General features: G+C 57.7%; 10 protein-coding genes. 8 read left to right on the top strand and 2 right to left on the bottom strand.

What is annotated here, in order from left to right; genetic code table 11:
• Positions 1-220 precede the first annotated feature (220 nt).
• The 5 genes from glgB to glgP are packed head-to-tail and all read left to right on the top strand — an operon-like array spanning position 221 to position 9,589.
• Positions 221-2,407, top strand: coding sequence for a 1,4-alpha-glucan branching enzyme (gene glgB / locus O1721_RS02060; RefSeq protein WP_023304556.1), 2,187 nt, complete (start codon positions 221-223; stop codon positions 2,405-2,407).
• The gene (gene glgX, locus O1721_RS02055; RefSeq protein WP_032649737.1) at positions 2,404-4,377 is read left to right on the top strand and encodes a glycogen debranching protein GlgX; all 1,974 of its coding nucleotides are present in this window, start codon (positions 2,404-2,406) and stop codon (positions 4,375-4,377) included. Before glgB ends, glgX begins: the two co-directional genes overlap by 4 nt.
• Before the next feature lie 17 nt (positions 4,378-4,394).
• A complete protein-coding gene (gene glgC / locus O1721_RS02050) occupies positions 4,395-5,690 on the top strand; it encodes a glucose-1-phosphate adenylyltransferase (protein ID WP_017384139.1) in 1,296 nt (431 codons plus the stop codon).
• Positions 5,690-7,123, top strand: coding sequence for a glycogen synthase GlgA (glgA, locus tag O1721_RS02045; RefSeq protein ID WP_017384140.1), 1,434 nt, complete (start codon positions 5,690-5,692; stop codon positions 7,121-7,123). Before glgC ends, glgA begins: the two co-directional genes overlap by 1 nt.
• An 18-nt stretch (positions 7,124-7,141) precedes the next feature.
• Positions 7,142-9,589 (top strand): glycogen phosphorylase, encoded by a 2,448-nt coding sequence (glgP, locus tag O1721_RS02040; protein ID WP_015571454.1) that lies wholly within the window; start codon positions 7,142-7,144, stop codon positions 9,587-9,589.
• 87 nt (positions 9,590-9,676) lie between these two features.
• Here the strand turns inward: glgP and glpD are convergent, their stop codons facing one another.
• Complete coding sequence (gene glpD / locus O1721_RS02035; protein ID WP_032649735.1) at positions 9,677-11,185, bottom strand: glycerol-3-phosphate dehydrogenase; 1,509 nt, start codon at positions 11,183-11,185, stop codon at positions 9,677-9,679.
• A 285-nt stretch (positions 11,186-11,470) separates the two neighbouring features.
• Between glpD and glpE the strand changes: the two genes are divergently transcribed.
• From glpE to O1721_RS02020, 3 genes are read left to right on the top strand one after another with little or no spacing between them, the layout of a single operon-like run.
• A complete protein-coding gene (glpE, locus tag O1721_RS02030; RefSeq protein ID WP_015571452.1) occupies positions 11,471-11,803 on the top strand; it encodes a thiosulfate sulfurtransferase GlpE in 333 nt (110 codons plus the stop codon).
• A 47-nt stretch (positions 11,804-11,850) separates the two neighbouring features.
• On the top strand, positions 11,851-12,681 hold the full coding sequence (gene glpG / locus O1721_RS02025) for a rhomboid family intramembrane serine protease GlpG (protein ID WP_015571451.1): 831 nt from the start codon (positions 11,851-11,853) through the stop codon (positions 12,679-12,681).
• 16 nt (positions 12,682-12,697) lie between these two features.
• The gene (locus tag O1721_RS02020; protein ID WP_017384141.1) at positions 12,698-13,456 is read left to right on the top strand and encodes a DeoR/GlpR family transcriptional regulator; all 759 of its coding nucleotides are present in this window, start codon (positions 12,698-12,700) and stop codon (positions 13,454-13,456) included.
• Positions 13,457-13,554: 98 nt separating this feature from the next.
• Here O1721_RS02020 and malT read toward each other — a convergent pair whose 3' ends face one another.
• Positions 13,555-16,260, bottom strand: a complete 2,706-nt coding sequence (malT, locus tag O1721_RS02015; protein WP_032649733.1) for an HTH-type transcriptional regulator MalT — start codon at positions 16,258-16,260, stop codon at positions 13,555-13,557.
• Positions 16,261-16,304 lie beyond the last annotated feature (44 nt).

The following is a 16,304-nucleotide window of genomic DNA, read 5'->3' as shown; positions in this document are numbered from 1 at the left end:
GGTGATTGTCACCCCCTTTTTTTGCGTACTACATGGAGTAAAACGCAGATGTCTTATTTTTTATCAGGAGGACCCACGACGTTGGCTATGCTTTAAGGAAGATTTATTTCTCACCTGAGGGTAGGGCGGAGCAGAGAGGATTAACTGCACCGTTTAGGTCACATTAAAAGTCGTCCCGGAGCGCGTAAAAAGGGCGACATAAAAAAACAGGATGAACACCATGTCCGATCGTATTTCGAGAGACGTGATTAATGCGCTTATTGCGGGTCACTTTGCCGACCCCTTTTCTGTGCTAGGGATGCACCGTACAGAGGCCGGACTGGAAGTTCGGGCGCTGTTACCGGATGCAACAGAAGTGTGGGTTATCGAACCCAAAACCGGCCGCAAGGTGGGTAATCTGGAATGCCTCGACTCGCGTGGCTTCTTCTCGGGCGTCATGCCCCGCCGTAAAAATCCTTTTCGTTATCAGCTTGCCGTTATCTGGCACGGTCAGCAAAACCTGATTGACGATCCCTATAGCTTCGGCCCGCTCTTAAAAGAGATGGACGCCTGGCTGCTGTCCGAAGGGACCCATTTACGCCCCTACGAAACGCTGGGTGCCCATGCGGATACCATGGACGGTATCACCGGCACGCGTTTTGCCGTATGGGCGCCAAACGCCCAGCGCGTCTCCGTCGTCGGGCAGTTCAACTACTGGGACGGTCGTCGTCACCCCATGCGCCTGCGCCGGGAAACCGGCATCTGGGAGCTGTTTATCCCCGGCGCGCACAACGGTCAGCTCTACAAATTCGAGATGATCGATGCCAACGGCAAGCTGCGCATTAAATCTGACCCGTACGCCTTTGAGGCAGAGCTACGCCCGAATACCGCCTCGCTGATTTGCGGCCTGCCGGAGAAGGTTGTCCAGAGCGAGGAGCGCAAGCAGGCCAACCGCTTTGATGCGCCAATCTCCGTCTATGAAGTGCATCTCGGCTCGTGGCGTCGCCACACCGATAACAACTTCTGGCTGAGCTATCGCGAGCTGGCGGACCAGCTGGTGCCGTACGCCAAATGGATGGGCTTTACCCATCTGGAGCTGCTGCCGATCAACGAACACCCATTTGACGGCAGCTGGGGCTATCAGCCAACCGGGCTGTATGCGCCCACGCGCCGCTTCGGCACGCGCGATGACTTCCGCTATTTCATCGATGCCGCGCACGCCGCCGGGCTGAACGTGATCCTCGACTGGGTGCCGGGCCACTTCCCGTCGGATGATTTTGCGCTGGCAGAGTTCGACGGCACAAAGCTGTACGAGCACAGCGACCCGCGCGAAGGCTATCACCAGGACTGGAACACGCTGATCTACAACTACGGTCGCCGTGAAGTATCGAACTACCTGGTCGGGAACGCGTTGTACTGGATCGAGCGCTTCGGCATTGATGCCCTGCGCGTGGATGCGGTGGCGTCGATGATTTACCGCGACTACAGCCGCAAAGAGGGGGAGTGGATCCCGAACGAGTATGGTGGCCGTGAAAACCTCGAAGCGATTGAGTTTCTGCGCAACACCAACCGGATTATCGGCGAGCAGGTGGAAGGCGCCGTGACCATGGCGGAAGAGTCCACCGACTTCCCGGGCGTTTCCCGTCCACCGGCAATGGGTGGTCTGGGCTTCTGGTACAAATGGAACCTCGGCTGGATGCACGACACGCTCGACTACATGAAGCTCGACCCGGTTTATCGTCAGTATCACCACGATAAGCTCACCTTCGGGTTGCTCTATAACTACACCGAAAACTTCATGCTGCCGCTGTCGCACGATGAAGTCGTGCACGGCAAGAAATCCATTCTCGACCGCATGCCGGGCGACCCATGGCAGAAGTTTGCCAACCTGCGCGCTTACTACGGCTGGCTGTTCGCCTTCCCGGGTAAAAAGCTGCTGTTTATGGGCAACGAGTTCGCTCAGGGCCGCGAATGGAACCACGATAGCAGCCTTGACTGGCATCTGCTGGAAGGTGCGGACAACTGGCACCACGGCGTACAGCGTCTGGTCCGTGACCTGAACCTGACTTATCGCCACCACAAAGCGCTGCACGAGCTGGACTTCGATCCGTACGGCTTTGAGTGGCTGGTGGTGGACGACCACGAGCGCTCGGTGTTTGTCTTTGTGCGCCGCGACAAAGCGGGTAACGAGATCATCGTCGCCAGCAACTTCACGCCGGTGCCGCGCGAACACTACCGCTTCGGCATTAACCAGCCGGGCAAATGGCGCGAAATTCTCAATACCGACTCCATGCACTACCACGGCAGCAACGCGGGTAACGGTGGCCTGGTGCAGAGCGATGCCATTGAAAGCCACGGTCGTCCGAACTCCCTGAGCCTGACGCTGCCGCCGCTTGGCACAATCTGGCTGGTGCGGGAGGGTGAATGACGCAGCTTACGGCAGGTAAACCCGAACCGCTCGGGGCGAGCTTTGACGGAAAGGGGGTGAACTTCACGCTCTTTTCCGCCCATGCGGAGCGGGTGGAACTCTGTGTGTTTGACGGGGAAGGTAACGAGCACCGTTACGATTTACCGGCGCGCACGGGGGATACCTGGCATGGCTACCTGGCCGGAGGACGGCCGGGGATGCACTACGGTTTTCGCGTACACGGCCCCTGGGAGCCCTCTCAGGGGCACTGGTTTAACCCGGCGAAGCTGCTGATTGACCCGTGCGCGCACCGCGTGGACGGTGAGTTTAAAGATGACTCGCTGTTCCACGTTGGCTACGGCGAACCTGACCACCGCGACAGCGCGCCCGTCGCGCCCAAAAGCGTGGTGGTGCACGATCTCTACGACTGGGAAGACGATGCCCCGCCGCGCACGCCGTGGGGCAACACCGTTATTTATGAAGCCCACGTTAAAGGGCTGACATATCTGCACCCGTCAATCCCTAAAGAGATGTGCGGCACCTACAAAGCGCTTGGGCATCCGACGATGGTCGCGTACCTGAAGCATTTAGGCATCACCGCGCTGGAGCTGTTGCCCGTGGCGCATTTCGCCAGCGAGCCGCGGCTACAGCGTCTTGGGTTAAGCAACTACTGGGGCTACAACCCGCTGGCGATGTTCGCCCTCGACCCGCGCTACGCGGTGCAGCCGGAGAAGGCACGGGATGAGTTTCGCGATGCGGTGAAGGCGCTTCACGCGGCGGGTATCGAGGTCATTCTGGACGTGGTGCTGAACCACAGTGCGGAAAGCGATCTTGACGGCCCGACGCTCTCACAGCGCGGAATCGATAACCGTAGCTATTATTGGATCAGGGACGACGGCGATTACGAGAACTGGACCGGGTGCGGTAACACCCTCAACCTCAGTCATCCGGCCGTTACGCATTACGCGTACGAGTGCCTGAAATACTGGGTTGAGACGTTCCACGTGGACGGTTTTCGCTTCGACCTGGCGCCGGTGATGGGGCGCACCCCGGCGTTCAGCCAGCAGGCGCCGCTGTTTGAGGCCATCAAAAACTGCCCGGTGCTCTCAAAGGTTAAGCTGATCGCGGAGCCCTGGGACATCGGAGAGGGCGGTTATCAGGTGGGGAATTTCCCGCCGCTGTTTGCCGAGTGGAACGACCACTTCCGCGATGCCATCCGCCGCTTCTGGCTGACGCGCGATCTATCGCTGGGGGAGTTTGCTGGTCGCTTTGCCGGCTCCAGCGATCTCTTCAAGCGTGACGGCAAACGTCCGTCGGCCACCATTAACCTGCTGACGGCACACGACGGTTTTACGCTGCGCGACTGCGTTTGTTTCAATCAGAAACACAATGAGGCAAACGGCGAGGAGAATCGCGATGGGACTAACAATAACCATAGCTTCAACCATGGTATAGAAGGGTTAGGCGGAAGTCTGGATGTGATCGAGCGGCGACGCGCCAGCGTTCATGCGCTGCTGACGACGCTTTTGTTGTCGCAGGGCACGCCGATGCTGCTGGCGGGCGATGAGCACGGCCACAGCCAGCACGGCAACAACAACGCCTATTGCCAGGACAACACCCTGACCTGGCTCGACTGGGGAGAAGCGAACAGCGGGCTGACCCATTTCACCGCGGCGCTGATCCATCTTCGCCAGCGCATCCCCGCGCTCACCGCCGACCGCTGGTGGGAAGAGGGCGACGGAAACGTTCGCTGGCTGAATAAAGACGCGCAACCGTTAAGCGCGCAAGAGTGGCAACACGGCATACCCTGTCTGCAAATCCTGCTTTCGGATGCGTGGCTGGTGACGCTGAACGCGACGGATGACGTCGCAGAGATTGTTTTACCTGACGGGGAATGGCGAGCCATTCCTCCCTTTGCCGGAGCGGATAATCCGGTTGTTATGGCTGTCTGGCACGGGCCTGCGCACGGAGTGTGCGTATTCCAAAGATGATAAAAAAGGAGTTAGTCATGGTTAGATTAGAGAAGAACGATCCGTTAATGTTGGCGCGCCAGCTACCATTAAAAACAGTTGCCCTGATACTCGCGGGCGGGCGTGGTACCCGTCTGAAAGATTTGACCATCAAGCGCGCCAAACCGGCCGTTCACTTTGGTGGTAAGTTCCGTATTATCGATTTTGCACTTTCCAACTGCCTGAACTCAGGCATTCGCCGTATTGGCGTCATTACCCAGTATCAGTCGCACACGCTGGTGCAGCACATTCAGCGCGGCTGGTCATTCTTCAGCGAAGAGATGAACGAATTTGTCGATCTGCTCCCGGCGCAGCAGCGCGTTCACGGGGAGAACTGGTACCGCGGCACGGCGGATGCCGTGACCCAGAACCTCGACATCATTCGTCGCTACAGCGCGGAATACATCGTCATCCTCGCCGGGGACCACATCTACAAGCAAGATTACTCCCACATGCTGATCGACCACGTCGAAAAAGGGGCGCGCTGCACCGTGGCGTGTCTGCCGGTGCCTGTTGCGGAAGCAACCGCGTTTGGCGTGATGCATGTAGATGGCGATGACAAGATTATCGACTTTGTCGAAAAACCGGCGAACCCGCCAACCATGCCGGGCGACGACACCAAATCGCTCGCCAGCATGGGGATCTATGTCTTTGATGCCGATTATCTTTATGAACTGCTGGAAGAGGACGACAAAGACGAAAACTCCAGCCACGACTTCGGTAAAGACATCATCCCGAAAATCACCAAAGCTGGCATGGCGTATGCACATCCCTTCCCGCTGTCCTGCGTGCAGTCCGATCCGAATGCGGAGCCTTACTGGCGCGATGTGGGAACGCTGGAAGCGTACTGGAAAGCCAACCTCGATCTGGCGTCCGTCACGCCTGAGCTGGATATGTACGACCAGAACTGGCCGATTCGCACGCATATGGAATCGTTGCCGCCGGCGAAGTTCGTTCAGGATCGCTCCGGCAGCCACGGCATGACGCTCAACTCGCTGGTCTCTGGCGGCTGCATTATCTCCGGTTCGGTGGTGGTGCAGTCCGTGCTGTTCCCGCGCGTGCGTATAAACTCATTCTGTAATATCGATTCGGCAGTTCTGCTGCCGGATGTCTGGGTAGGACGCTCATGTCGTCTGCGTCGCTGCGTTATCGATCGTGCCTGCATCATTCCCGAAGGGATGGTGATTGGGGAAAACGCGGAAGAAGATGCGCGTCGTTTCTACCGTTCGGAAGAGGGGATCGTGTTAGTAACACGGGAAATGTTGCGGAAGCTGCAAATCAAACAGGAGCGATGATGCAGGTTTTACACGTATGTTCTGAGATGTTCCCGTTGTTAAAAACGGGCGGCCTGGCGGATGTTCTTGGTGCATTACCAGCGGCGCAAATCGCCGGAGGGGTGGATACCCGCGTGTTGTTGCCCGCTTTTCCGGATATCCGGCGCGGTATTCCCGATGCAAAGGTTGTTACCCGTCGCGAGACCTTCGCGGGACGTATCACCCTGCTGTTTGGACATTACAATGGCGTAGGGATTTACCTGATTGATGCCCCGCATTTATACGATCGACCCGGCAGCCCGTATCACGATACCAACCTGTACGCCTATACCGATAACGTGATGCGCTTTGCCCTGCTCGGCTGGGTGGGGGCGGAAATGGCCGTCGGACTGGATCCGTTCTGGCGTCCGAACGTGGTGCACGCGCATGACTGGCATGCGGGGCTGGCTCCTGCGTATCTGGCGGCGAAGGGGCACCCGGCCAAATCGGTGTTTACGGTGCACAACCTGGCGTATCAGGGCATGTATTACGCGCATCATATGAATGACATCGATCTGCCATGGTCGTTCTTTAACATGCACGGACTGGAGTTTAACGGACAGATTTCGTTCCTGAAGGCGGGTCTGTACTACGCCGACCACATCACGGCGGTCAGCCCAACCTACGCGCGGGAAATTACTCAGCCGGAGTTCGGTTACGGTATGGAAGGGCTGCTGCAACAGCGCCACCGTGAAGGTCGTCTGTCGGGCATTCTGAACGGCGTGGATGAACAGATCTGGAATCCGGAAACGGACCTCCTGCTGGCGGCGCGCTATGGTCGCGACTCCGTGGAGGACAAAGCGGAGAACAAGCGCCAGCTACAGATTGCGATGGGGCTGAAGGTCAACGACAAGGTGCCGCTGTTTGCGGTGGTCAGCCGCCTGACCAGCCAGAAAGGGCTGGATCTGGTGCTGGAAGCGCTGCCGGGATTACTGGAGCAGGGCGGCCAGCTGGCGCTGCTCGGCGCGGGCGACCCGGTATTGCAGGAAGGTTTCCTCGCGGCCGCGGCGGAACATCCGGGGCAGGTGGGCGTGCAGATTGGCTATCACGAAGCGTTCTCGCACCGCATCATGGGCGGCGCGGACGTTATTCTGGTGCCGAGCCGCTTCGAGCCCTGCGGCCTGACGCAGCTCTATGGTCTGAAATACGGCACGTTGCCGCTGGTACGCCGCACGGGCGGGCTGGCGGATACGGTGTCTGACAGCTCCCTGGAAAACCTGGCGGACGGTATCGCCAGCGGGTTTGTTTTCGAGGACAGTAATGCCTGGTCGCTGCTTCGGGCGATCCGGCGTGCTTTCGTCTTGTGGTCCCGTCCATCCCTGTGGCGTTACGTACAACGTCAGGCGATGTCCATGGACTTTGGCTGGCACGTTGCGGCGCAGTCCTACCGCGACCTTTATCAACGCTTGATGTAACGAGGCGAAGTTACTGATATGAATGCTCCATTTAGCTACTCTTCCCCCACGCTCAGCGTTGAGGCGTTGAAACACTCCATCGCCTATAAGCTGATGTTTACCATTGGGAAAGATCCCGTTATTGCCAACAAACATGAGTGGCTGAACGCCACGCTGTTTGCGGTGCGTGACCGTATGGTCGAACGCTGGCTGCGCTCCAACCGCGCCCAGCTTTCGCAGGAGACGCGACAGGTGTATTACCTGTCGATGGAGTTTCTGATTGGTCGCACCCTCTCCAATGCGCTGTTATCGCTCGGGATTTATGACGACGTCAAAAACGCACTGGAAGAGATGGGGCTGGATTTAGAAGAGCTGATTGACGAAGAGAACGACCCGGGGCTGGGTAACGGTGGTCTCGGGCGTCTTGCCGCCTGTTTCCTCGATTCACTGGCGACGCTGGCGCTGCCGGGGCGCGGCTACGGTATTCGCTACGACTACGGTATGTTCAAGCAGAATATCGTGGATGGTCGTCAGAAAGAGTCTCCAGACTACTGGCTGGAGTACGGTAACCCGTGGGAGTTCAAGCGCCACAACACGCGCTACAAGGTGCGTTTTGGCGGGCGTATTCAGCAGGAAGGGAAAAAATCCCGCTGGGTGGAAACCGAGGAGATCCTCGCCGTGGCCTATGACCAGATCATCCCCGGCTACGACACCGATGCGACCAATACGCTGCGCCTGTGGAACGCGCAGGCCAGTAGCGAGATCAACCTGGGTAAATTCAACCAGGGTGACTACTTCGCGGCGGTGGAAGATAAAAACCACTCCGAGAATGTGTCACGCGTCCTGTATCCGGATGACTCGACCTACTCAGGCCGCGAGCTGCGCCTGCGTCAGGAGTATTTCCTCGTCTCGGCAACGATTCAGGATATCCTTAGCCGTCACTATCAGCTGCACAAAACCTATGCGAATCTGGCGGAAAAAACCGCCATTCACCTCAACGATACCCATCCGGTGCTGTCGATCCCTGAGCTGATGCGCCTGCTGATTGACGAGCATAAGTTCAGCTGGGATGACGCGTTTGAAGTAACCTGCCAGGTGTTCTCGTACACCAACCATACGCTGATGAGTGAAGCGCTGGAGACGTGGCCGGTGGATATGCTCGGCAAAATTCTGCCGCGCCATCTGCAAATCATCTTCGAGATCAACGACTACTTCCTCAAGACCTTGCAGGAGCAGTACCCGAACGATACCGGTCTGCTGAGCCGCGCCTCGATCATTGATGAATCCAACGGGCGTCGCGTACGCATGGCCTGGCTGGCGGTGGTGATCAGCCACAAGGTGAACGGCGTGTCAGAGCTGCACTCGAACCTGATGGTGCAGTCCCTGTTTGCGGACTTTGCGAAGATCTTCCCGACGCGTTTCTGCAACGTGACCAACGGCGTCACCCCGCGCCGCTGGCTGGCGCTGGCGAACCAGCCGCTCTCCGACGTTCTGGATGAGAACATTGGCCGCACCTGGCGCACCGATTTGAGCCAGTTGAGCGAGCTGGAGCAGCACATTGATTTCCCGACGGTGAATAAAGCGGTACGGGAAGCCAAGCTGCTGAACAAGAAGCGTCTGGCGGTCTGGCTGGCGATGCATCTGAACGTGGTGGCGAACCCGAAAGCGCTGTTCGACGTGCAAATCAAACGTATCCACGAGTACAAGCGTCAGCTGATGAATGTCCTGCACGTTATTACCCACTACAACCGCATTAAGGCTGACCCGACGGCGGAGTGGGTGCCGCGCGTGAAAATCTTTGCCGGTAAGGCGGCGTCCGCGTACTACATGGCGAAGCACATCATTCATCTCATCAACGATGTGGCGAAGGTGGTGAATCACGATCCGGACATTGGCGATAAGCTGAAGGTCGTGTTTATCCCGAACTACAGCGTAAGCCTGGCGCAGCTGATTATTCCGGCGGCGGATCTCTCTGAGCAGATTTCCACGGCGGGGACGGAAGCATCCGGCACCAGTAACATGAAGTTTGCCCTGAACGGCGCGCTGACTATCGGCACGCTGGACGGCGCAAATGTCGAAATGCTGGAGCATGTGGGCGCGGAGAATATCTTTATTTTCGGGAATACGGCGGAAGAGGTGGAGGCGCTGCGCAAGCAGGGCTACTCGCCGCGTGAGTATTATGAAGAGGATGACGAGTTACGCCAGGTGCTGACGCAAATCGCCACCGGCGTGTTTAACCCTGAGGAGCCCGGACGCTATCGCGATCTGGTGGACTCGCTGATTAACTTTGGCGATCACTATCAGGTGCTGGCGGATTACCGCAGCTACGTGGATTGTCAGGATAAGGTGGACGAACTGTACCGTCAGCAGGAGAAGTGGACCAGCGCCGCGATGCATAACATCGCCAACATGGGATACTTCTCGTCGGACAGGACCATCAAAGAGTATGCCGAGAATATCTGGCATATTGATCCGGTGCGGTTGTAAAAACAAAGCCCGGTGGCGCTGCGCTTACCGGGCCTACGGGATCGAGTAGGCCGGGTAAGGCGGAGCCGCCACCCGGCTTTTTTTCAATTACGACGCCAACGACAATTCACGCTTTCCCGCATGCTGCTGCAACCATTGCGCCACGCGAGACTGCTGCTCGGCATTCAGCCACATCCCTTCTTTAGTACGACGCCAGATAGCATCGTCCAGACGGCGCACCCACTCGTGTTCCACCAGGTAGCGCAGTTCCGCTTCGTACAGCTCATGGCCAAAATGCTCGCCCAGATCGGCAATCTCTTTCGCCTCGCCGAGGAACAGTTCGGTGTTGCTGCCGTAGGTGCGGGCATAGTGGCGCGCCATTCCTTCGGTAATGAACGGGAAGCGACGGCGCAGCTTCGCGGCGTAATCGTCGCGGTTATCGCCGATATCGCCGCCAGGCAGCACGGCGCCTTTCGTCCACGCCGGGCCGATGCCTTTGTAATACGGCGCCAGTTTCTCCAGCGCATGCTCCGCCAGTTTACGGTAGGTGGTGAGCTTACCGCCAAATACCGACAGCAGGGGCGCCTGACCGTTCACGTCATGAATATCAAGCGTATAGTCACGGGTGATGGCCTGCGGTGAGTCAGACTCGTCATCACACAGCGGACGCACGCCGGAGTAGGTCCAGACCACGTCATCGCGCGCCAGCTGTTTCTTAAAGTGCGCGTTGTACACTTTCAACAGATAGCTGACTTCACTCTCGTCGATCTCAACGTTTTTCGGATCGCCTTTGTACTCTACGTCGGTGGTGCCGATGATGGAGAACTCGTCCATCCACGGGATCACAAACACAATGCGCTTGTCTTCATTTTGCAGGATATAAGCCTGTTTCTGGGTATGCACGCGCGGCACCACAATGTGGCTGCCCTTGATCAGGCGGATGCCGTACGGAGAAGGCAGGTGCATACCGTCATCGAAGAACTGTTTTACCCACGGGCCGGTGGCGTTCACCAGGCCGCGCGCTTTCCAGCTAAACTTCTCACCGGTATCCACGTCTTCCGCTTCCACAATCCACAGGCCGTTTTCGCGGCGTGCGGCGGTCGCGCGGGTACGGGTTTTCACCTCGCCGCCTTTCTTCTCGACCATCTGCGCGTTAGCCAGCACCAGACGCGCATCGTCCACCCAGCAGTCGGAATATTCGAAACCGCGCACGATTTCAGGTTTAAGAACCGACTCTGAGCCAAAACGCAAACCTGTCGAACCCGGCAGGCTGGTGCGTTTACCCAGATGATCGTACATAAACAGACCAATGCGGATCATCCACGCCGGACGCAGATGCGGGCGATGAGGCAGACGGAAACGCATCGGGATCGCCAGATGCGGAGCCATTTTCAGCAGTACTTCGCGTTCAGCCAGCGCTTCGCTGACCAGGCGGAATTCGTAGTGTTCCAGGTAGCGCAGGCCACCGTGGATCAGCTTGGAGCTGGCGGACGACGTCGCGCAGGCGAGATCGTTAGCTTCCAGCATCAGCACGGATAAACCGCGTCCTGCGGCATCAACCGCAATACCGGCACCGTTGATGCCACCGCCTATCACAATCAGATCTTTGGTTTCCATAACACCCTCATGCACTTTCGTTAAAGCTCAAAAATGTTCGATATCGCTCATAATAGCAAAGGAACGCGCTTTTGGTAACATCAAAAAAACAATTTAGAGTGATATGGATAACATAATGGCGTTTACCCGCCGCCAGGACGTACACTACGGGGTAAAATGGTGCGGTCTGATGCCCTCACCCCAGCCCTCTCCCACGGGGAGAGGGTGATCCGTTTCCCTCTCCCTCCGGGAGAGGGTAGGGTGAGGGGAAAACCGCACCACACCTGAATATAAGATGAGAACACCATGGATCAGTTTGAATGTATTAACGTAGAAGAAGCCCATCAGAAGATGCACCAGGGACAAGCGGTGCTGGTGGATATCCGCGATCCGCAGAGCTTTGCGATGGGCCACACGCCGGGCGCGTTCCATCTCACCAACGACACGCTGGGCGCGTTTATGCGCGATAACGACTTCGATACCCCGGTGATGGTGATGTGCTATCACGGCAACAGCAGTAAAGGCGCGGCGCAGTATCTGCTCCAGCAGGGTTACGACGCGGTGTACAGCGTCGATGGCGGCTTCGATGCCTGGCATCGTCATTTCCCGGCAGAAGTTGAATACGCGTTTGAGCGCTGATCCCGCTATACTGTCCCCTTTTGTGTGGAAATAAGCGACCGCTGCCCATGTTGATGATCACCTCTTTTAGCAACCCGCGCGTCGCCCAGGCGTTTGTCGACTATATGGCGACGCAGGGCATTATCCTGACTATTCAGCAGCATACACAGACGGATGTCTGGCTGGCAGACGAAAGCCAGGCCGGCCGCGTGAATGACGAGCTGGCGCGTTTTCTGGAAAACCCGGGCGACCCGCGTTATCTGGCGGCAAGCTGGCAATCCGGCCAGACCGGCAGTGGCCTGCACTATCAACGTTTTCCGTTTCTCGCCACCCTCCGCGAGCGCGCAGGGCCGTTTACGCTGCTTTTGATGGCAGCCTGCATCATCGTCTTCATTATTATGAGCGTGGTGGGCGACCAGAGCGTGATGATTGCCCTCGCATGGCCGTACGATCCCTCCCTGCAATTTGACGTCTGGCGCTACTTCACGCATGCGCTGATGCACTTCTCGGTGATGCATATCCTCTTTAACCTGCTGTGGTGGTGGTATCTCGGCGGGGCGGTGGAGAAGCGGCTCGGCAGCGGCAAGCTGATTGTGATCACCCTTATCAGCGCCCTGTTAAGCGGCTACGTGCAGCACAAATTCAGCGGTCCATGGTTTGGCGGGTTATCCGGCGTGGTGTACGCCCTGATGGGTTACGCCTGGCTCAGAGGCGAGCGCGACCCGGATAGCGGCATCTATTTACAACGTGGATTAATAACCTTTGCGTTAATATGGCTTATTGCCGGATGGTTTGATCTGTTTGGTATGTCTATCGCCAATGGTGCGCACGTTACCGGCCTGGCGGTTGGGCTGGCGATGGCGCTGGCCGATACGCTCCATGCGCGAAAACGAACATAATACCCAGGGATATTTCATGAAACAAACACAACGTCATGACGCCATTATCGAACTGGTAAAAAAACAGGGATACGTCAGTACTGAAGAGCTGGTGGAGCAGTTTGCCGTCAGCCCGCAAACCATCCGTCGTGACCTCAACGACCTGGCCGATCAGAACCGTATTCTGCGTCACCACGGCGGCGCCGCGCTGCCGTCCAGCTCGGTGAACACCTCATGGCATGACCGTAAGGCGACGCAAACGGCAGAGAAAGAGCGTATCGCCCGTAAAGTGGCGAGCCAGATCCCGAACGGCGCGACGCTGTTTATTGATATCGGCACCACCCCGGAAGCGGTCGCCCATGCGCTTCTGAACCACGAGAACCTGCGCGTGGTGACCAACAACCTGAACGTGGCCAACACGTTAATGCAGAAAGACGATTTCCGCATCATCCTCGCGGGCGGCGAACTGCGCAGCCGCGACGGCGGAATTATTGGCGAAGCGACGCTCGATTTTATCTCTCAGTTCCGTCTCGACTTCGGCATTCTGGGGATCAGCGGCATCGACAGCGACGGCTCGCTGCTGGAGTTTGATTACCACGAGGTGCGCACCAAGCGCGCGATCATTGAGAACTCACGCCATGTAATGCTGGTGGTGGACCACTCCAAATTTGGCCGTAACGCAATGGTCAACATGGGCAGCATCAGCATGGTGGATGCGGTTTACACCGACGTAATGCCGCCGGCGGGCGTGATGCAGGTAATTAAGGATAACAATTTGCAGCTGGAATTGTGCTAGCGGTTGTGTCGGATGGCGCTGCGCTTACCCGACCTACAAAATTTTCGCCCTCTCCCTGTGGGAGAGGGCCGGGGTGAGGGCATCAGACCGCAGAGGAATTACACTCCATATCCCATCATCTTCAACAGCTGCTGTGCATGCTGCACCGCATCTTGTCGATGCGCTACGCCCAGCTTCTGATACAGATTGCGAATGTGCGTTTTGATGGTGGTCGCCGCCACCGCCAGCTCACCGGCAATCTGCTCGTTGCTGTAGCCGGAATAGATCAGCCCCAGCACCTGCCATTCACGCTGGGTGAGCGGGCTGGTGCGGATAAGCTCCGGCACTTCCGGATGGTTCAGCAGACGTTCAACAAAGTTCTCATCGAAGTGCGCAAACTTGTGGCGGTGGTGCTGGTTAATCTCGCGCAGAATGCGCTGGGCGCGATGCTGATCGAGTTCTGGCAGTGTGTTCAGCTGAATCAGCTGGCGCAGCTGCTGGGCCATCACTTCACCCTCAATCACAAAGTGGCTGATAAACCCGGTGCGGTTCGCCAGCTGTAACGCTTCCAGCAGTACGCGCTGGGCATCGTTTTTACGGCCCGCCTGCCAGTAAAGCTGGTTTAACAGCAGCAGGTTGCGGTTTAAATCGCTCATCAGGCGCAGGCTGCGGGCGTTTTCGTTTAACTCTTCCAGCACAATCTCGGCAGGCTCAAAGTCACCCAGCAGGATCTGCACGCGAGCGATGTTGCGCCACTGGCTTTGCAGGAAGTGGTTATTGGCAAATTCCGGTTTAGGCGTATGACGCAGCCAGTTGGCGGCGGACTTTTTATCGCCGGTCATTTGCCAGTAAATCACCCGCACCTTATCGGCGTTGGATACCCAGTCGCTATGGTACTGCCCGTTGCCGAGCAGGTTTTCCAGGCGGTTAAGATGGTTGCGGGCATTATCCAGGTCGCCGCGCGCCAGCGAGCACTGCACCAGCAGAGCCAGACACTGGAGCTGCTGCTGCGGCTGGAAGCTCGAAAGGACATTCAGACCCTGGCGGGCGCAGCTTTCTGCTTCATCCAGACGCGACCATGCCCACAGCAGCTGAGCGCGAATACGCAACAGGAACTCGTGCATCGGCAGCTGTTCCAGATGTTGTTCACGGATCAGCTGGAACGCTTTCTCCTGGTTTTCCCAGGCGGCTTGCAGGAACCCCTGAGCAAATAAAATCTCGCTTTGCTGGATCAGGCTCCAGAGGGCGTAATGCCAGACATCGTGGCGGCGCGCCATCTGTTCGGTTTGCTGCATGAGTGAAAGCGAACGCGTGAGATCGCCCTTACAGTGCAGCACTTCGCCGTGTACCGAGGTGGCCACAATACGGCTGTAAAAATTCGCCAGCGGCAGCTCATCCAGCGCGACCATCGCCAGCCGTTCGGCTTCCTCAGGGTCACCGTCGTTAATCGCCACCTGCGCACGCAGGGCGTTAAATTCGCCATGCAGGGTGGTATCCATCTCGCTTTCCATCTCCTGCTCGGCGCGCGCCAGCAGGGTGTTCACTTCGCTGTAGCGATGCTGGCTCTGCATCAGCCAGGCCTGGAGCAGCACCAGACGCGGATTCTCCAGCAGGCTTTCCCACGGCAGCGCTTTTAACGACTCTTCCAGCAGCGTCAGTTCACTGTGGTTGAACAGTCCCCACGCGTGGTTGAGCAGAATATCGCGCAGCATACCGGCATCCCCGGCGGCCAGCGCATGGTGGATAGCTTCGCTCGGGAAACCTTGCGCCATCCAGCTTTCGGCGGCGGCGCGGTGAATGTCAGGCAGCTCTGCGGCCAGTTCCCACTGGCAACGCTGGCGCAGGAAGCTGCCAAACAGCGGATGGTAGCTAAACCATTCGCCGGGATCGTCCATGCGCGTCAGGAACAGACCCTGACGTTCAATCTCTTCGAGCTGAAGCTGCCCGTTTTCAATGCCGGTGACGCGCACGATCAGCGCATCGTTCATGGAACGCAGCAGGGAGCTTTTCAGCAGGAAATGGCGGGTGGAGAGGTCAACGCTGTCGAGTACCTCATCCACCAGATAATCCGACAGGTGGCTGGCGTTGATGCCCGCCAGGCGGCGTGCGGACTGATGCGTCGGGCTGTTGTTTTGCCGCGCGGAGAGGGCAATCAGCTGAAGCGCCGTGGCCCAGCCGGCAACGTCATCGCACAGGCGGCTGCTTTCCGACGCCTCAATCGGAGACGTCAGGCGGCAGTCAAAGAACTGCTTCGCTTCCTGATGGGTAAAGGCCAGCTGCTGACTGCCGATTTCCAGCAGCTGATCGCGCACGCGCAGGTTGGCAATGCCCAACTGCGGAAGGTTACGCGACAGGACAACCAGCGTCAGGTTTTCCGGCTGATGGCGCAGGAAGAAACGCATGGACTCGTGAATAACCGGGTTGGTGATCAGATGATAATCATCAATCACCACATACAGCGGGCGATGCCATTCGGCCAGCTCGATAAACAGCTGGGAGAAAAGAGAGGACAGGCTGGCGTACTGGCGCTTTTGCACCATCACCTCGCTGGTGACGCAGTGTCCGTTGGTTGCCTGCTGAATCGCGGCAATTAAATAGCTGGCAAAACGCTCCTGCTGGTTATCCCCTTCATCCAGGGAGTACCAGCCAAGATCGCTTTTACCTGCCGCCCATTGCGAAATGAGCGTTGTTTTTCCATAACCCGCAGGACTCGTAACCAGCGCCAGTCGGAAATTATGCGCACCGGAAAGTTTAGCCAGCACGCGCTCGCGGACCACAGTATGGTCAAGACGAACCGGGCGACTTAATTTGGACGGAATCAACATAGTTTTCACTTCACTGTGGGGAACGAGAGAATTTATTTTTTTTG

This window comes from Enterobacter cloacae complex sp. HYC033_NIDB, assembly GCF_056673335.1.
This window is presented reverse-complemented; position numbering and strand designations above follow the sequence as displayed.